Origin of the sequence: Streptomyces kurssanovii (genome assembly GCF_040677245.1) — a bacterium.
Taxonomy (GTDB): Bacteria; Actinomycetota; Actinomycetes; order Streptomycetales; family Streptomycetaceae; genus Streptomyces; species Streptomyces kurssanovii.
The window spans coordinates 1-18,732 of the sequence record NZ_JBFAQK010000087.1; the positions used below are offsets into that span (position 1 = coordinate 1).

Consider the following 18,732-nt stretch of genomic DNA (forward strand, 5'->3'; position numbering starts at 1 on the left):
CGCCGGGCGGGATGAAGTTGCCCGGCAACTTCAGCCTCGCCGGCGATTGAGGCGCGGGGGTCCGGTGGGGGTCCCCCCACGCCGCCAGGCGTAGGGGGAGGAGCCCCCGAAACACCGCGCGCAGCGCGGTATCGGGTCCGGGCGGAGCCCGGTTCGAGGAAGGGGCGGGGAGGGGACAGAGCCCGCGCAGCGGACCCGCCCCGCGCAGCGGACCCGCCCCGCCACGCGCGACCGCATCGTGAGACTCCCGTCCACCCCCCGGCGGACCTGTGGCAGACTGCCCCCGTGCTCTCGTTCGCCATGATTATCGGCAGCAGCGCGCCGGTCCGCAGTGACCGCTGACCCGTGGACAGCAATCCCGCGGCAGGCGGCACCGTGCCCCAGACCCGCGCGCAGACCTCTCGCACCCGCGAGGGGTTTTTTCGTTTTACGGCCTCACCCACGGCCGAATGCGAGCCGCGCGCGATGATGGGGGCAAGTGGAGCCAGACATTCCGGAGCCACTCATCCGACAGGAGTCAGGACAGCATGACCACCAACGGCCAGGACACGCAGGTCGACGACAGTTTCCATGTCTTCGACACGACGCTGCGCGACGGCGCCCAGCGCGAGGGCATCAACCTCACGGTCGCGGACAAGCTGACCATCGCCCGGCACCTGGACGACTTCGGCGTGGGCTTCATCGAGGGCGGCTGGCCGGGCGCGAACCCCCGCGACACGGAGTTCTTCGCCCGCGCGCAGAAGGAGATCACCTTCCGCCACGCCCAGCTCGTCGCCTTCGGCGCCACCCGCCGCGCCGGCGGCAAGGCGGCCGAGGACCCGCAGGTCAGGGCGCTAGTCGAGTCCGGCGCCCCCGTGGTCACGCTCGTGGCCAAGTCCCACGACCGCCATGTCGAGCTCGCGCTGCGCACGACCCTCGAAGAGAACCTGGAGATGGTCCGCGACACCGTCTCCTACCTGCGCGAACAAGGCCGGCGGGTGTTCGTCGACTGCGAGCACTTCTTCGACGGTTACCGCGCGAACCCGGAGTACGCCAAGAACGTCGTCAGGACCGCGCACGAGGCCGGCGCCGACGTGGTGATCCTTTGCGACACGAACGGCGGCATGCTGCCCGCGCAGGTGCAGGCCGTGGTCTCCACCGTCCTCGCCGACACCGGTGCCCGTCTCGGCATCCACGCCCAGGACGACACCGGCTGCGCCGTCGCCAACACCCTCGCCGCGGTCGACGCCGGCGCCACGCACGTCCAGTGCACCGCCAACGGCTACGGCGAGCGGGTCGGCAACGCCAACCTCTTCCCGGTCGTCGCCGCGCTGGAGCTCAAGTACGGCAAGCGGGTCCTGCCGGACGGGGCGCTCGCGGACATGACCCGCGTCTCGCACGCCATCGCCGAGGTCGTCAACCTCACGCCGTCCACCCACCAGCCCTACGTGGGCGTCTCCGCCTTCGCCCACAAGGCCGGCCTGCACGCCTCCGCGATCAAGGTCGATCCGGACCTCTACCAGCACATCGACCCCGAACTGGTCGGCAACACCATGCGGATGCTCGTGTCCGACATGGCCGGCCGCGCCTCGATCGAGCTGAAGGGCAAGGAGCTCGGCATCGATCTCGGCGGCGACCGTGAGCTGGTCGGCCGGGTCGTCGAACGCGTCAAGGAGCGCGAGCTCCAGGGCTACACCTACGAGGCCGCCGACGCCTCGTTCGAGCTGCTGCTGCGCGCCGAGGCGGAAGGCAGGGCCCGCCGCTACTACCGCACCGAGTCCTGGCGGGCGATCGTGGAGGACCGCCCGGACGGCACGCACGCCAACGAGGCCACGGTGAAGGTCTGGGCGAAGGGCGAGCGCATCGTCGCCACCGCGGAGGGCAACGGACCGGTCAACGCACTCGACCGCGCGATGCGGGTGGGCCTGGAGCGGATCTACCCGCAGCTCGCGAAGCTGGAGCTGGTCGACTACAAGGTCCGTATCCTCGAGGGCCGCCACGGCACCGGCTCGACGACCCGGGTGCTGATCACGACCGGCGACGGCAACGGCGAATGGGCCACGGTCGGCGTCGCGGACAACATCATCGCCGCGTCCTGGCAGGCCCTGGAGGACGCGTACACCTACGGTCTGCTGCGCGCCGGCGTCGAGCCGACGGAGTAGTGCGCGAGGGGCGGCCCGGGTGACCGGGCCGCCCCCCTTCCCTGCCCTCAGACCTGCAGCCGCCACTTCTGGTTCGCGGCCCCCGTGCACGACCAGATCTGCGCCCGGGTCCCGTTCGCCGAGGAGTTGTCCGACGCGTCGAGGCACTTGTCCGCGGGGACGTTCACCAGGTCCCCGCTGCCCGCTTCGCGGCGCCACTGCTGTGCGCCCGAGCCGTTGCACGTGTAGAGCTGCACCTTCGCGCCGTCGGCCGTCGAGCCCGATGTCACGTCCAGGCACTTGCCGAGCGCCTGCACCGAGCCGTCGGAGCGGAGGGTCCAGCGCTGCGCGGCGGAGCCGTTGCAGTCCCACAGCTGGACGGCCGTGCCGTCGGCGGAGGAACCGCCCGCCACGTCAAGGCACTTGCCGCCGAGGCCCACCAGGGCGCCGGACTGCTCCGAGCCGCCCGACTGCGTACCGGACCAGGTGAAGGTCGCGGACGTCTTCCCGGGCAGCGAGTACGTGTACCGCTGTCCGCCCCAGTTGACGGTCATCGTCTGCGCGGACGGCGAGTCGTTGTAGGCGATGAGGGCCTTGGAGCCGTCGGAGTTGCGCCAGGCCACGTTGGGGATCGCCGAGCTGCCGGTCGACGCGATCCGGTGGGCGCCCGGCTTCACGAACTTCGTGAGGTGGCCCATCGTGTAGTACTCGATCGTGTAGTCCACCTGGCCGTGCCGCGAGTCGCCGTTGTGGACGGTGATCAGGCCGTCGCAGGTGCCGCAGCCGCCGTTGTGCGGGCCCCGGTTCTGGTCGACCGCGAGGGACCACTTGGTCACCGACTTCGCCCAGTTACGGGTGTAGTCGATGATGTTCATCATGTCCTCGCGCTGCTGGTTCGCGATCCAGGTGCCGCCGGAGTGCTCGGTCTGGAAGGCGTCCAGCTGCGGGTACTGGTTGTGGACCTCCGTCTGCTTGGAGACGTTGCCGCCGTAGCCGTGCCAGGCGATGCCCCCGAAGTTCGGATGGCTGCGCACCGCCGCGTCGTTCACGGTCTGCGCCGCGTACGCGTCGTAGGTGTCCCAGTTCCAGTCGTGCGCCAGCACCTTCGTGGGCAGGCCCGCGTTCGCGAGTTTCGGCAGCAGCTCGCTCTTGGTGAAGTACGCGAGGCCGGAGGCGTTCCAGCTCATCGAGGGGTAACCGCCGCAGCACGTCGGCTCGTTCTGCGCGGTGACGTAGTCGACCGGGACGCCCTGGTCCCGCCAGGCCTGGAGGTACTTGACGAAGTAGTCGGCGTACGTGCCGTAGTTCTCGGCCTTCAGCCAGCCGCCGTTGAGCTGCCCGCTGTCCTTCATCCACGCCGGGGCGGTCCACGGCGAGGCGACCACGGTCAGCGAGGGGTTGAGCTGCTCGGCCTGCTTCGTCAGCGGGAGCACGTCCTGGAGATCGTGCGCGATCGAGAACCTCGACAGGGCGGGGTCCGTCTGCCCGGCCGGCAGGTCGTTGTACGTGTAGCCGAAGCGGGCCAGGTCGGAGCCGCCCATCGGATTGCGCACGAACGACAGGCCGATGCCGTCGGTGGGCGAGAACAGCTTGCGCATCACGGCGTCACGCGTCGTCTGCGACAGAGCGCCGGAACCCTTCATCAGCCAGGCCGCGGTGTCGGTGAAGGACGCGCCGCCGCCGGTGAACGTCTGGTACCGGGTGTTCTCGTCGACGGTGATGTCGGTGCCGCCACCGCCCGTGCCCGGCTGGAAGTTGAGGGGACTCTGCTGCTGGAGTCCGCGGGTGACATGACGGCCGCCGCTGTCGTCCGTCGTGGTGAGCCAGATGTTCACCTGTTCACCCGCCGCCTGGGCGCTGCCGGTGGTGAGGCCGGTGAGGCCCGCTGTGGCGAGTGCGCCGGCCAGCAGGATGCGGACGGTTCTCATCGGTCGTCGTGCCGGTCGTCGTGCCGGTCCGCGTGATCGTCTTGCCAGCAGTCTTGCCATGAGCATGACCTCTCGGCTCAGGTGTGGGGGACGGGGCGTGAGTGAACTCCCGCACGCGGCACCCGTCAAGACTTCGCGCATTCAGATCCTGAACGCATAACTCCCCACACCCGCCCGGAACTTGGGATCCAGTGGATTTCGGTGTGAAGTATTGACGGCATGACCGCCTGGCGGTTGACTCTGCGCACCACGCCGGAACCGGTTCCGGCAGCGGTTCCGGTACCGGTACCAGAGGCTCGACGCGGAGGCCCTTCGATGCGTGTCACCATCGCCGACGTCGCACGTGAGGCGGGTGTCAGCAAGACCACCGTCTCCCGGGTGCTGAACACCAAGGCCGATGTCGACGCCACCACGGCCGCCCGTGTTCGTGAAGTGATCGGTGCGCTCGGCTATGTCCCCAGCTCAGGCGCCGTCGGTCTGGCACGCGGCCGCAGCCGTACCGTCGCCATGCTGACGCCGCCGCTCACGTGGCCCTGGATGGGTGAGGTGCTGCAGGGCGTCGTCGACACCGTAGAGGCGGCCGGCTACGGCCTGCTGCTCTTCACCTGCAACCGGGGCGCGGAGTCCGTCGACCACTTCACCAGCCAGGTCTCGGCGAGGGCGTTCGACGGGCTGCTCGTCATCGAACCGGAGAACACCCTCGACACCATCACCGCGATGCACCGCCGTGGACTCCCCGTCGTCCTCATCGACGACCGAGGGCACCACCCCGAGTTCCCGTCCGTCGCCACCACCAACCGGGAGGGCGGGGCCTCGGCCGCCCGGCATCTGCTCGCGGCCGGACGCACCCGGCCCCTCGTCGCCACCGGTCCGGCGGGCTTCGGCTGTGTACGCGACCGGACGGACGGGTTCCTGGACGTTCTGCCCCATGCTCTCGTCCTGGAGGGCGAGTTCACGGAGGCCTCCGGCCGGCAGGCCGTCGAGCGGGCGCTCGGCGACGGGCAGCCCTTCGACTCGGTCTTCGCGCACAACGACCTCATCGCCGCGGGGGTGCTGCGCGCCCTGAGGGACGCCGGCCGCGGCGTGCCCGACGACATCGCCGTCGTCGGCTTCGACGACATCCCCATGGCCCGGCACACCGCGCCCCCACTGACCACCGTGCGCCAGCCGATGCGCGAGATGGGCGAGACCGCGGCCCGGCTGCTGCTCGCGCGGCTCGGCGGCGAGGCGATCCCGGACGAGCCGGTCGTGCTGCCCACCGAGCTCGTCGTCCGGGGCTCCGCTCCCGACGGCTGACCTGCCCCCAGCCGGCGGTCGGCGCCCTCCGGCGCGCCGACACCGGCCGGCCGTACCGCCGCCGCAGGCCGCCCCTCGACCCGGCCCGCCGTGCCGGACGCCGCACCGCCGGGGCCGGCCGTACCCCGGACACCGAGCCGCCCCTTGCCGCACCTGCACCACACCCGCGCCACACCCATGTCGCACCGAAGGAGCCGCAATGCCAGGATCACGCCGGCCACGACCACGCCCCGGACCCCGCCGGGCGGGTACGGCCTTCCTCGCAGCCACCGCCGTGCTCGGGTCGCTGATCGCCGGAGCGCTGCCGAGCGCCGCCGCCGACGAGCCCGCACCCGTCCCCGTCGACCGCTTCGAGGGCGAGGTGCCGTTCGCCAACCCGCCCGCTGAGGGCATCTTCACCTGGGGCAGCGACGCCGACGACCAGCCGAAGCTGGAGTTCAAGGAGCGCGCCGACGCACCCGAGGGCAGCAAGGTCCTTGAGGGCTCCTACGACATCAGCGGCTGGGGCGGCCTCAGCCATGAGTACGCCGTCGACCAGGCGCCCCGGGACTGGACGGCATCCAAGGGCATCCGCTTCTGGTGGTACGGCCAGAACACCGCGCCCCTGCCGCCCGGTTCGGGCAAGCGCATCAACTTCGAGATCAAGGACGGCGGTGCCCACGGCGGCGCGTCCGAGCTGTGGACCACCTCGTTCACCGACGACTGGGAGGGCTGGCACCTCGTCGAGATCCCGTTCGCCGACTTCGTCTACCGCGCCGACTACCAGCCGGTCGGCGGTATCGACCAGGTCCTCGGCCTGAACGAGATGTGGGGCTGGGCGCTCACCCTCCCCACCGGCGCCCCCGGCGCCTTCGCCGTCGACGGCATGGAGCTGTACGGGAAGGCCGACCCGGCCCTGAAGGCCAAGGTCGTCACCGACGCCGCCGTGTACCCGGTCGACGAGGGCGGCACCGCCCAGGTGAAGATCTCCGTCGCCACCACCGGATCCGTCCCGAGCGAGGAGCCGGTCACCGTCGAGTACACGGCCGGCGGCGGCAGCGCGGAGGCCGGGGACGACTACGAACCGGTCACCGGCTCCGTCACCTTCCCGGCGGGCACCGCCTCCGGGGAGTCCCGTACGGTCGCCGTGAAGACACGTAAGGACGGGGCGGCCGAGTCCGCGGAGACCGTGCCGCTGCGGCTGACGGTCACCGGCGCGAAGGCCCCCGCCGAGACGCCCCAGGTCGTCGTGAACGCCCACGGCCTGCCGTACCAGAACGCCAAGCTGCCGGTGAAGAAGCGTGTCGCCGACCTGCTGTCGCGCATGTCCCTCGCGGAGAAGGCCGGCCAGATGACGCAGGCCGAGCGCAACGCCCTCAAGACGCACGGCGACATCGCGTCCTACGACCTCGGCTCGCTGCTGTCCGGCGGTGGTTCGGTGCCGACGCCGAACACGCCGGAGGCGTGGGCCAAGATGGTGGACACCTACCAGCTACGGGCCCAGGCCACCCGGTACCAGATCCCGCTGATCTACGGCGTGGACGCCGTCCACGGGCACAACAACGTGATCGGCTCGACGATCATGCCGCACAACATCGGCATCGGAGCGGGCCGCGACCCCAGGATCGCCGAGCGGACCGGCGCGGTCACCGCCAAGGAAGTGCGCGCCACCGGCATCCCGTGGGACTTCGCGCCCTGCCTGTGCGTGACCCGCGACGAGCGCTGGGGGCGCTCCTACGAGGCCTTCGGTGAGGACCCGGCCCTCGTGACCGCCATGGAGACCGTGATCCAGGGCATGCAGGGCGCCCGGAACGGCAAGGACCTGGACCGCGGCGACAAGGTCCTCACCAGCGCCAAGCACTTCGTCGGCGACGGCGGCACCGAGTTCGGCTCGTCCTCCACCGGTTCCTACACGATCGACCAGGGCGTCACCAAGGTCACCCGGGAGGAACTGGAGGCCGTGCATCTCGCGCCGTTCGCGGAGGCCGTCAAGCGCGGCGCGGGCACGGTCATGCCCTCGTACTCGTCGCTGGACATCATCGGCGACGACGCCGGACCGGTGAAGATGCACGCCCACGCCGAGATGATCAACGGGGTCCTCAAGGACCGGATGGGCTTCGACGGGTTCGTCATCAGCGACTGGCAGGCCATCGACCAGATCCCCGGCGACTACCCGAGCGACGTGCGTACCTCCGTCAACGCCGGCCTCGACATGATCATGGTTCCTACGCACTACCAGGAGTTCACCCGGACGTTGAAGGACGAGGTGACGTCCGGGCGGATCAGCGAGGCCCGCGTCGACGACGCCGTCTCCCGGATCCTGACCCAGAAGTTCAAGCTCGGCCTCTTCGAGAAGCCGTACGCGGACACCGGGAACCTGGACGAGGTCGGCTCGGCGGAGCACCGCGCGGTGGCCCGGGAGGCCGTCGCCAGGTCGCAGGTGCTGCTGAAGAACGACGGTGCCGTGCTGCCGCTGAAGAAGTCGCAGAAGGTGTACGTCGCCGGCTCCAACGCCGACGACCTCGGCAACCAGGCCGGCGGCTGGACCATCAGCTGGCAGGGCTCCTCCGGTGAGATCACCACCGGCACCACGATCCTCGAAGGCATGAAGCGGGCCGCTCCGGACGCCACGATCGACTACTCCAAGGACGCCTCCGCCGCCACCGACGGCTACGACGTCGGCGTGGTCGTCGTCGGAGAGACCCCGTACGCCGAAGGCATCGGCGATGTCGGCAACGGCCACGACCTGGAGCTGACCGCCGCCGACAAGGCCGCCGTGGACAAGGTCTGCGCAGCGATGAAGTGCGCCGTCCTCGTCGTCTCCGGCCGGCCGCAGCTGATCGGTGACCGGCTGGACGGCATCGACGCGCTCGTCGCGTCCTGGCTGCCCGGCACCGAGGGCGACGGCGTCGCGGACGTCCTGTACGGGACCCGCCCGTTCACCGGGCAGCTTCCGGTCACCTGGCCGAAGTCCGAGGCGCAGCTGCCGATCAACGTCGGCGACGCCGCGTACGACCCGCAGTTCCCCTACGGCTGGGGCCTGACCACGCTGGGCAGGACGCCGGGCGGCGGCGAGCTGACGCTCAAGGCCGTCTCCCTGGCGGCGAAGGTCCTCCAGGCGGCCGGTCAGGGCAGGTCGGAGCAGGCCAGGGAGCTGGTCGGCAAGGCGCGTCTGATCGTCCAGCAGAAGATCGGCGGGAAGATCACCGAGGCCTCGGCGAAGCCGTTCGCGGAAGCGGACCATCTGCTGCTCACCGGCGATCCGGCGGGAGCGGTCGCCAAGCTGACCGCCGCCTACCGGGCCGGCTGATCACATCGCTCGACGGCGGCACCCGGCAGGGCGGGTGCCGCCGTCGAGTATTCACCGAGCATTTCGCCCCGGCTGTTTCGCCCACGGCTCAGACGTATGTCTTATTTACGCCCATTTCGGGTAGCGTCGGGGGTATGAGGACACGGCCGTTCACTCTTGTGTCGGCCCTCGCGGGGCTGACACTGATGCTGCTCATGATCCTGACTCCCGCGTCCGGCGCCGCCGTCAGGGCGTCGGGGCTGTCCGATGCCGCCGCGGCCCTGAGAGAGGGCCCGGTGTACGTCCACCCGGCCATGACCGGACAGCTCTCGCAGACCGAGGCGGCCTCGCTGGCCGACCGGATCGAGGACGCCGACAAGCCGGTCTTCGTGGCCGTCCTGCCGGCCACCGCCGAATTCCCGCCGGACGATCTGCTGCGCAATCTGCGCACCGAGACCGGGATCACCGGCCTGTACGCCGTCCGGCTGGGCGACGGCTTCGACGCCGGCGCCGATTCCGTCGTGATGCCGAACCGGGCCGTCGAGAACCTGACCGCCTCGGTGAAGAGCGGCGCTCCTGTCGACGCCGCGGTCCAGCTGGACAAGTTCGTCGACCAGGCCCTGCCTCAGGCCGACGGCACCGCTCCGGCCTCCTGGGACCCCGGATCGGGTGACGAGGACGGCGTCGGGGACGGCGGTCTGATCGTCCTCGGTGCGGTCGCGGCCGCGGGCGGTGCCGGTGCCTACACGATGGTCCGCAACAAGCGCCGCCGGAAGGCGGAGGAGGAGCGGGCCGCCCTCGAACGCCTCCGCGTCGTCGTCGACGAGGACATCACCGCGTTCGGCGAGGAACTCGACCGGCTGGACTTCCACCCCTCCGAGAAGGGCGCGGACGACGCCATGCGCGCCGACTACGAGCGGGCCCTCGACTCGTACGACACCGCGAAGTCCCGCATGGCCGCCGCGCAGCACCCCGGCGACGTCCGCGGGGTCACGGAGGCGCTGGACGACGGCCGCTTCGCGCTCGCCGTACTGGCCGCGCGCCGCGAGGGACGGCCCCTCCCCGAGCGCCGGGCACCCTGCTTCTTCGACCCGCGCCACGGCCTGTCGGTCAAGGACGTCTCCTGGGCGCCGGCGGGCGGGGCGGCACGTGACGTCCCGGTCTGCGCGGCCGACGCGGCCCGCGTCGAGGAGGGCCGGGACCCGCTGGCGCGCACCGTCGACACGGGCGCGGGCCGCCGTCCCTACTGGGAGGCCGGGCCCGCCTACGGTCCGTGGGCGGGCGGCTACTTCGGCGGCGGCATCCTGCCCGGCCTGCTGATGGGCACGATGCTCGGCCACATGCTCGCCACCCCCGCCTACGCGGCCGACTACGGCGGAGGCGAGTTCACCGGCGGTGAGTACGGCGGCGGCGACTACTCCGGCGGCGACTTCGACTCGTCCGACTTCGGTGGCGGCGGCGACTTCGGTGGCGGCGGTGACTGGGGCGGTGGCGGCGGCTTCGGCGGTGGCGACTTCGGCGGAGGCTTCTAGATCCCGTCCGGCGCGGATTGCCGCGCCGGACGGGGCGGACCTGAAGGCCTGGCCCCGGTGTACGGCAACCGTGGGGGCTCGATTCGAAACGGTTACCGACAGTAGGTAATCATTACGCATCGTGCTTGTCTCGAGTGCATGCGCAATCGAACCAGGCTCAGAGCCCTCTCCGCCCTCGCCGTCACCACCGTCCTCGCGGCGGTCGGCCCGCTGTCCGCGACCGCCCGCTCCGCCCCCGCCCCGGAAATGGCGCCGCTGCACCGCTCGGCGAACGCCGTACCGGGGCGTTACATCGTGACCCTCGCCCGCACCGCGGACTCCAACGCGATGATGGGGGAGGTCGGCGCCACCGCGCTGTTCACCTACCGGACCGCGCTGCGCGGATTCACCGCCGACCTCACCGCCGACCAGCTGAAGCAGGTCCGGCTGATGCCGGGTGTCGTGGCCGTCGAGGAGGACGCCACGATCACCGCGAGCACTCCGCCCGCGTCGTCGCTGGCGCCCGCCGCCTCATGGGGGCTCGACCGCATCGACCAGCGCGAACTGCCCCTCGACGACGAATTCACCGCGGCCGGCAGCGGCCAGGGCGTCAACGCGTACATCCTCGACACCGGCATCGACTACGGGCACGCCGAGTTCGGCGGCCGGGCCGTCTTCGGCTACGACGCCGTCGGCGACGGGCGGCGCGGGCAGGACTGCCAGGGCCACGGCACGCATGTCGCGGGCACCGTCGGCGGATCGTCGTACGGTGTGGCGCGCAAGGCCTCGCTGGTGAGCGTCCGGGTGCTGGACTGCGAGGGCGGCGGCACGCTGTCGGGCGTCATCGCCGGAATGGACTGGGTCGCCGCGAACGCCGAGCAGCCGGCCGTGCTGAACGCCTCCCTCGGCGGCGGCAGGTCCACGGCGGTCAACGACGCGGCGGACGCACTCGCGGCCGGCGGGGTCCTGCCGGTCGTCGCGGCGGGCAACGAGGCGACGAACGCCTGCAACGTCTCTCCCGCTTCGGCCGAGCGCGTGCTGGCGGTCGGGGCGACCAACGCCTCCGACCAGGAGGCCGAGTTCTCCAACTTCGGTTCCTGTCTGTCCGTCTACGCCCCCGGCACCTCGATCGTCTCGGCCGAGCTCGGCGGAGGCAGTGTCGACATGAACGGCACCTCCATGGCCTCCCCGCACGTCGCGGGAGTGGCCGCCCTCTACAAGTCGGGGCATCCGACCGCGACGGCGGCCGAGGTCGCCGCCTGGATCGTCGAGAAGTCCAGCAAGGACCTGATCACCGGGATCAGCCCCGGCTCCCCGAACCGTCTGCTCCACACCGGCGGGCTCTGACATCACCCCGGCGGAGAGGCTCCGGACGCGCGCCGGCGGGGCCGGGGAAGGTTCCCGGCCCCGCCGTGGCGGTGCGTGCGGTGTGATCAGGCGGCCGGAGCGGCGGCCTTGATCGCGGAGATGTCGAAGGTCAGCTTGACCTTGTCGCTGACCATCACGCCGCCGGCCTCCAGCGCCGCGTTCCAGGTCAGGCCCCAGTCGGACCGCAGGATCTCGGTGCCGCCCTCGAAGCCGACCCGCTCGTTGCCGTAGACGTCGGTGGCCGAGCCCTGGAACTCGAGGTCGATGGCGAGGGGGCGCGTGACGTCCTTGATGGTGAGGTCGCCGCTGATCCGGTACTTGTCGCCGCCGAGCTGCTCTGCGCCGGTCGAACGGAACGTCATCTTCGGGAACTTCTCCGCGTCGAAGAAGTCGCCGCTGCGCAGATGGCCGTCGCGGTCGGCGATGCCGGTGTCGATGGAGGCGATGGCCACGTCGATGGTGGCGGTCGAGCGGGCGGGCTCGGTGCCGTCGAGGAACAGCTTGCCCTCGTACTCGCCGAAGCTGCCGCGGACGTTGGTGACCATGGCGTGCCGGACGGTGAAGCCGATGCTGCTGTGCGCGGGGTCGATGGTGTACTCACCGCTCAGTGCCGCCAGGGCGGGGTCCACCTGGGCGCCGGGGGCGGTGGCGACGGCGGTGTCACTGTTCTTGCGGTTGAAGAGGCCCATGTCTGCTCCTTGGGGACGGGCGCCGGGGAGCTCCCTGCGCTGTTGTTTAAGCTTCAACGACTTCGACTGTAGACCTATTCCGTACAACTTTCAACATCTCTCGGGAAGGTTTCGCGGGATCCGTCCGAAGGTTCACCCGGAAGATGCCGCCGCCCTCTGGCGGACGCGCGTAGAACTCGGGCACGATCTCCCTGCTCCACCTGCACTGCCGTCCCACCGGAAGCACGGTCCAGACACGGTCATCAGCAGGAGGGATCCCCCCGCCATGAAAATCCGCTCCGTCCTCGGCGCACTCGCGCTCGTCACGGGCGCGCTCTTCGCGCCCGGCTTCGGTGTGCTCACCACGGCGACCGACGCGCACGCCGTCACCAAGATCAGCCATGCCACGGCGACCTCGATGTTCCGCTCGTCCGGGATCACCTGGTCCTCGTCCGGCGGCTGTTCCGACCGGAACAACCCGACCTGTACGTCCTTCGAGCAGCTCAACCTCGCCAGCGCGAAGGGCGCCCAGACGCTCAAGAGCGCCAGCGGCTGTGCGCTCAACATCACGGGAGGCACCGAGACGGGCCACGCAGGCGGCACCTACTCGCACTGGAACGGCTACAAGCTCGACTACTCCAAGTACACGTGCGTCGGTAACTACATCAAGAACAACTTCACGTACATCGGCGTACGCGGCGACGGCGCGCCCCAGTGGCGGTCCGGCTCCGGAAACATCTACGCCGACGAGGGCAACCACTGGGACGTGACGTACTACAACTGCGGCGGCTGCTGATCCGGCCGGTCCCCGCGAACGGCGCCCGACCACACGCACCGCACTGAAAAGCCGTGCGGGCGTCCGGCCCCCCGGACCGGACGCCCGCACGTGCTACCGGGTGATACGTGCGATCAGGACCCGACGCTCACCGTGAAGCGCTTCGGATTTCCGTCGTGTGCCGCGCCCGAGACGTCCGGTTGGCCGTCCGGGCGGACGTCGTCGTACGGGAAGGCGTAGCCGATGGGGGAGTTGGCGTGGACGATGCGCGACCAGTGGTTCGTGGTGGGGTCGCGGTAGTAGTCGGCCGACGTCGCGCCGTTCGGCTGGTCGGGATGGGTCAGCAGGGTGCTGCGGTTGAACGCGGCGGAGATCCGCGCCAGCAGCGCCTTCTTGTCGTCGGGATCGGCGGGGTTGTTGGCGAACGGCCCGTGGTTGCAGGTGAAGACGTCCCGCGACGACGGCTTGGTGAAGGTGTGGCCACCCGCGAAGGTGAGCACGTCGCCGCTCACCCGCCCCGCGAGCACCCCGCGGCCGCCCTGCAGGTCCACCCGCAGATCCTCCGCGCGGTACTTCTCCCAGACCTTGTCGATGTATCCGTCGAAGACGTCGCGGAACGGCATCTCCGCCGGACGGTCGAAGTACGGGGCCATGATCGTCTGCGGTGAGATCACCCGCAGCACCGTGCCGGCGTCCGAGCGGATGACCAGCTTGTCCCAGGGCTGCCCGTCGCGGCCGGCCTGTGCGGCGAGGTCGTCCGCGATCTTCTCCAGGGCCCCCTGTGGCAGCGGGGCGACGGCGTGGGTCGCGTCGCCGGTCAGGGTGAGGCCGATGGGCAGCGCGGTGACCAGGTCGACGTAGCTGATGTTCGCGAACAGCTGCTGCGCGTTGAAGGTGAACTCGCAGAAGGACCAGACGCGCCCGTAGTTGGGGTCGGCGGGGGTGGCGAACGCCGGCTCGACCAGCGAGGGGCCGGGGTTGACGAAGAAGTCCAGCTTGTCGTCGCGGACGAAGTAGACGCGCGCGCCGAACATCCGGGGGAGGGTGAGGACGACCGGTCCCTCGCCCGCTCCCTTGAGGGGGATGGCGCAGTCGACCGGCAGCGGGGTCTGCGGCGTCGGCGGATCGGCCGGCTTGTGGACGCTGCCGTCGGCGCGGAGCAGCACCCAGTCCCCGGAGCCGTCCTCGTGGCCGGTCACATAGGCGTTGACCGTGCCGGGCAGCGACTTGTTCTCCAGGGCCAGTTCGCAGGTGGCGGGTGCGGCTCCCGCGCCGGGGCTGAGAGCGCTTCCCCAGGCGGGGTAGGTGAGTGCGGTCGCGGTCGCGGCGGCACCGGTCAGGAACATACGGCGGGATATCACGGGATGAACTCCTGCTGTCGTGGGGGGAGTCCCACTCTTGCGACGGGTGGGGCAGACGTCAATAGTTGTGACTGAGAGCGCTCTCAGAATGTCTGCGTGTTCACAAGTCGTCACCGCCGCAGGCGACTTGGACTAAAGAGCGGTGGTTGTTGGACTGCCGGGCGCCCCGGTCACCGACTTCGTTGACGCCCGCGGAGCCGGGGACTACCCATGCCCCATGCCTCGTAGATTCCGTGCGGCCGGCGCGCTGGCCGCCGCCTCCTGTGCCGTGTTCGCCCTGGCCGGGCCCGCGTTCCCGGCGTCACCGGCGGACGGGCCCGGCGCCGTGACCGCCTCCGGCGCCGGGCCCGTCATCAGCTCCGGCCTGCTCTCGGTCACCGTCGCCGACGACTTCCCGCGCGTCCTGTCGTACACCGACCGCGCGTCCGGCGCCGTGCTGCTCGGCAGCACCGCGCCGGTCACCGAGGTCACCCTCAACGGCAAGCCCTACACGGTCCGTCCCGTCGGCGCACCCCGCGTCGAGCGGTCCTCCGCGCGCTATGCGCTCGCCTTCCCCGCGCTGCCCGGCGTGGAGATGGACGCCGTCCTGGAGGTCTCCGGGCGGGCGGTGACCTTCAGGGTCACCGCCGTACGCGACACCGAGGCCTTCCGGGTGGGCACCATCGACATACCCGGCCACGACCTCGTGTCCGTCGGCAGTACGGAGCCCGGGGCGGCCACGGCGTTCACCCGCCTCGACCCCGACTCGACCCGGACCGCCGACGTCTTCGCGGACGTCACCGCCGCCACCCCCGCCGAGACGGCCCCCGTCGGCGCCTCCTACGCGATCGTCAACACCGGAGCCCTGGCGGCCGCCGTCGAGTCCAACTCCTCCTACGACACGCCCAGCGGACCGACCGGCGGGGATGACGCCCGCTTCTGGCACCAGGCCCGCAGGGCGGCGGACGGTTCCCTGCGCGTCGGTGTCCGGTCCGGTCAGTGGACGTACCGGGGGGCCGGCGCGCCGCAGCCGGAGAGCGGCGAGGACCTGCCCTGGGCGAAGGTCGTCGTCACCCCCGACGCCAACGGCGACCGGAAGGTCGACTGGCAGGACGGCGCGGTGGCCTTCCGCACCATCGGCATCACCGCGCCCGGCAGCGACGCCACCCCGGAGAGGGTCGTCACCCACATCCCGTTCAACTTCGCCAGCCAGGCCACTCACCCCTTCCTGCGCACCCTCGACGACGTCAAGCGCGTCTCCCTCGCCACCGACGGCCTCGGCCAGCTGGCGGTGCTCAAGGGATACGGCTCCGAGGGCCACGACTCCGCCCACCCGGACTACGGCGGCAACTACAACAAGCGCGCCGGCGGCCTCGCCGACCTCAACAAGCTGCTCGAGGACGGCGAGAAGTGGGGTGCGGACTTCGGCGTGCACGTCAACGCCACCGAGTCCTACCCGGAGGCGAACGCCTTCGACGAGAAGCTCGTCGACAAGACGAAGCCCGGCTGGAACTGGCTCAACCAGAGCTACTACATCGACCAGCGCCGCGACATCAACAGCGGTGACCTCGCCCGCCGCTTCCAGCAGCTGCGCGACGAGACGCACCCCAATCTGGACTTCCTCTACATCGACGTCTACTACACGCACGGCTGGATCGCCGACAAGACGATCCAGGCCGTGCAACGGCAGGGCTGGACCGTCGGCACGGAATGGGCGGACAAGTTCGAGCGGGCCTCGCTCTGGTCGCACTGGGCCAACGACCTCGACTACGGCGGAGCCACCAACAAGGGCCTGAACTCGCAGATCATCCGCTTCATCCGCAACGGCGAGAAGGACGTGTGGAACAACCACCCGGTCCTCGGCCAGACCGCTCTCGAGGACTTCGAGGGCTGGACCGGCGAGACCGACTGGAACGCCTTCTACGACAACATCTGGCAGCGTGACCTGCCCGCCAAGTACCTCCAGCACGAGCGGATCACCCGCTGGAACGGCAACGACATCCGCTTCACCGGCGGTCTGCGCGGCACCGTGGAGGACGGCCGCCGCACGTTCTACGACGACGGCCGCAAGGTCCTCGACGGCGACCGCTATCTGCTCCCCTGGGCCGGCGGCGAGAAGCTGTACCACTACAACAAGAGCGGTGGCACCAGCAGTTGGGCCGTGGACGGCACCGGGCCCTACACCGTCTACAAGCTCACCGACAACGGCCGGGTGAAGGCGGGCACCGTACGTCCGGAAGGCGGCCGGATCAGCCTCACCGCCACCGCGGGACAGCCGTACGTGCTCTACCCCGACCGTGCCCCCGAACAGCGCGACGCCCGCTGGGGCGAGGGCGGCCCGGTCGCCGACCCCGGTTTCAACGACGCCTCGCTCGACGCGTGGACCACAGCAGGCGGCGTCACCCGCGACACCGACGGCCACGGCCGCAACAGCGCCGCCCTCGAAGGGCCCGGCGCCGCGTCCGTGTCCCAGCGGATCACCGGGCTGGAGGCGGGCGAGCGGTACACCGCGTCCGCGTGGATCGAGGTCGAGCCGGGCAGCTCCCGTCGTACGACGCTGTCCATCGGCGGCAGCTCCGTCACCGTCGAACGCTCCACGGCCAAGAACCAGGTCGCCGCGTCCGACTGGCACGGCACCCACTTCCAGCGCGCCAAGGTCAACTTCACCGCGCCCGACGACGCGGTGACCCTGAAGATCGAGGCCGCGGCCGGCAGCGCGGCACGCGTCCGGACCGACGACGTACGGATCGTCGCCAACGCGCCCACGACCAAGCAGGGCGCGCTCGTGTACGAGGACTTCGAAGCCGTCGACCAGGGCTGGGGACCGTTCCTCAAGGGCGACGCCGGCGGCACGACCGACCCGCGCACCCATGTGAGTCAGCTGCACGCCCCGTACACCCAGGCAGGCTGGAACGGAAAGCTGATCGACGACGTGCTCGGCGGCAGGGAGTCCCTCAAGGCCCACGACGAGAACACCGGGCTCGTGTACCGCACCGCGCCCTGGACCGTGCCGATGAAGGACGGCCACAGCTACCGGGTCGAGTACGACTACCAGTCCAGTCACGCCGGTGCCTACGAGTGGGTGACCGGCTACGACCGGGCCGCCGGCGGCTCCGTCGAGCGACGCCGTACGCCCGTCGGGCAGCAGCGGACCACCGGTCACTTCTCCGAGACGGTGACGGCGGGCTGCGGCGACACCTGGACCGGGCTGCGGAAGCGCGGGGACGCGCCGGAGGGCGCCGACTTCGTCATGGACGGCTTCACGGTCACCGAGCTCGGCCCGGCCACGCGGCCGACGGCGTGCGGCACCCTCGGCGTGACCGCGGGGGAGGCCCTCGAACCGGGCGACAAGAACGAGGTCAAGGCCGTCTTCACCAACGACGAGCGGACCGCGGCCGCGGATGTGCGGCTGACGCTCCAGCTGCCCGAGGGCTGGACGGCGGATCCCGCGGGACCGGTGTCGTTCGAGACGGTGGCGCCCGGCGCGAAGGTCACCGGCAGCTGGCAGGTGACGCCGCCCGCCGATGCCGAGTACCGCGCGTACTCCCTCGGCTCGACGGCGACGTACACCGTGGGCGGCTCGGCCCGCGAGCTCACCGCGGCCACCTCCGTGCGGACCCTTCCGCCGCCGCCCACCGCCGACGCGTGGGCGAGCGACCTGGACTGGACGGCCGCCGCCAACGGCTGGGGCCCGGTCGAGAGGGACCTGTCCAACGGCGAGACCGGTACCGGTGACGGCGGCCCGCTGCGGATCGGGGGAGTGGTGTACGAGAAGGGGCTCGGCAGCCACGCACCCGCGAAGATCCGCTACTACCTCGGAGGGAAGTGCACGTCCTTCACCGCCCAGGTGGGCGTGGACGACGTCCAGACCTCACGGGGCACCGTACGGTTCAGCGTGGTCGCGGACGGCACGGAGAAGAGCGCCTCCCCGGTGCTGAAGGCCGCCGACCCGGCCTGGTCCCTGACCGCGGACGTCACCGGCGCCGACTACGTCGAGCTGGTCGCCGGCGACGGCGGGGACGGCAACGGCAACGACCACGCCGACTGGGGCGCGGCCCGCTTCCACTGCGGGAGCTGAGGACCCTCCGGCGGGCGGCCCGGTACGCTGGGCCGCCCGCCGGATTGACCCGAGCGGCGTACGCGGCGCGTCCTGGTTGTGAGGCGACTCTCAGCTCACATGCTTGTCGGACCTCCACAAAGCCGCACCGTCCTGAGCTGGTGGTTGGCGCTCTGTGCGGAATGGTTCTGTTCAAGCCCGACAGGAGAACGGGCGCGAGACTGTACAGAGTCGACGGCAGGGTTTCCTTGTTCGGATCCGTAGGGTCGATGCATGACCGTTTTGGACGAGACCACCAGCGAGCCGACCGATGCCCGGGGCCGGGTGGCCGAGCTGCACGGGATCCGTGAGCAGGCGCTGCGCGGGCCGAGTGAGAAGGCGACCGAGGCGCAGCATGCGAA

Annotated in this window: 10 protein-coding genes; 7 read left to right on the top strand and 3 right to left on the bottom strand. The window is 70.9% G+C overall.

Translation table 11 applies throughout. The features are described 5' to 3' along the window. Window positions 1-527 precede the first annotated feature (527 nt). Window positions 528-2,141 carry a citramalate synthase gene (gene cimA, locus AB0K36_RS33065; RefSeq protein ID WP_364601255.1) on the top strand — a complete coding sequence of 538 codons (1,614 nt, stop codon included), beginning with the start codon at window positions 528-530 and terminating at the stop codon, window positions 2,139-2,141. A 47-nt stretch (window positions 2,142-2,188) separates the two neighbouring features. On the opposite strand, the gene AB0K36_RS33070 is transcribed toward cimA, so the two are convergent. Beyond that, window positions 2,189-4,048, bottom strand: coding sequence for a ricin-type beta-trefoil lectin domain protein (locus AB0K36_RS33070; RefSeq protein ID WP_364601257.1), 1,860 nt, complete (start codon window positions 4,046-4,048; stop codon window positions 2,189-2,191). A 315-nt stretch (window positions 4,049-4,363) separates the two neighbouring features. Here AB0K36_RS33070 and AB0K36_RS33075 point away from each other — a divergent pair, with 315 nt between their 5' ends. The 4 genes from AB0K36_RS33075 to AB0K36_RS33090 all read left to right on the top strand — a co-directional run bounded on the left by AB0K36_RS33075 (window position 4,364) and on the right by AB0K36_RS33090 (window position 11,470). Further along, window positions 4,364-5,344, top strand: coding sequence for a LacI family DNA-binding transcriptional regulator (locus AB0K36_RS33075; protein ID WP_364601259.1), 981 nt, complete (start codon window positions 4,364-4,366; stop codon window positions 5,342-5,344). Between the two features lie 199 nt (window positions 5,345-5,543). Continuing rightward, the gene (locus AB0K36_RS33080) at window positions 5,544-8,633 is read left to right on the top strand and encodes a glycoside hydrolase family 3 N-terminal domain-containing protein (RefSeq protein WP_364601261.1); all 3,090 of its coding nucleotides are present in this window, start codon (window positions 5,544-5,546) and stop codon (window positions 8,631-8,633) included. Window positions 8,634-8,767: 134 nt separating this feature from the next. Further along, window positions 8,768-10,144, top strand: coding sequence for a hypothetical protein (locus AB0K36_RS33085; RefSeq protein WP_364601263.1), 1,377 nt, complete (start codon window positions 8,768-8,770; stop codon window positions 10,142-10,144). 138 nt (window positions 10,145-10,282) lie between these two features. Then, window positions 10,283-11,470: a S8 family peptidase gene (locus AB0K36_RS33090; protein WP_364601265.1), complete on the top strand. Its 1,188-nt coding sequence runs from the start codon at window positions 10,283-10,285 to the stop codon at window positions 11,468-11,470. An 86-nt stretch (window positions 11,471-11,556) separates the two neighbouring features. On the opposite strand, the gene AB0K36_RS33095 is transcribed toward AB0K36_RS33090, so the two are convergent. Beyond that, window positions 11,557-12,180, bottom strand: coding sequence for a YceI family protein (locus tag AB0K36_RS33095; RefSeq protein WP_364601267.1), 624 nt, complete (start codon window positions 12,178-12,180; stop codon window positions 11,557-11,559). A gap of 265 nt (window positions 12,181-12,445) precedes the next feature. Between AB0K36_RS33095 and AB0K36_RS33100 the strand changes: the two genes are divergently transcribed. Next, complete coding sequence (locus AB0K36_RS33100) at window positions 12,446-12,955, top strand: hypothetical protein (RefSeq protein ID WP_189471428.1); 510 nt, start codon at window positions 12,446-12,448, stop codon at window positions 12,953-12,955. Between the two features lie 113 nt (window positions 12,956-13,068). On the opposite strand, the gene AB0K36_RS33105 is transcribed toward AB0K36_RS33100, so the two are convergent. Then, a complete protein-coding gene (locus AB0K36_RS33105) occupies window positions 13,069-14,280 on the bottom strand; it encodes a glycoside hydrolase family 64 protein (protein WP_364601271.1) in 1,212 nt (403 codons plus the stop codon). Window positions 14,281-14,512: 232 nt separating this feature from the next. Here AB0K36_RS33105 and AB0K36_RS33110 point away from each other — a divergent pair, with 232 nt between their 5' ends. Continuing rightward, window positions 14,513-18,352 carry an endo-alpha-N-acetylgalactosaminidase family protein gene (locus tag AB0K36_RS33110; RefSeq protein WP_364601269.1) on the top strand — a complete coding sequence of 1,280 codons (3,840 nt, stop codon included), beginning with the start codon at window positions 14,513-14,515 and terminating at the stop codon, window positions 18,350-18,352. The last annotated feature ends 380 nt before the right edge of the window (window positions 18,353-18,732 follow it).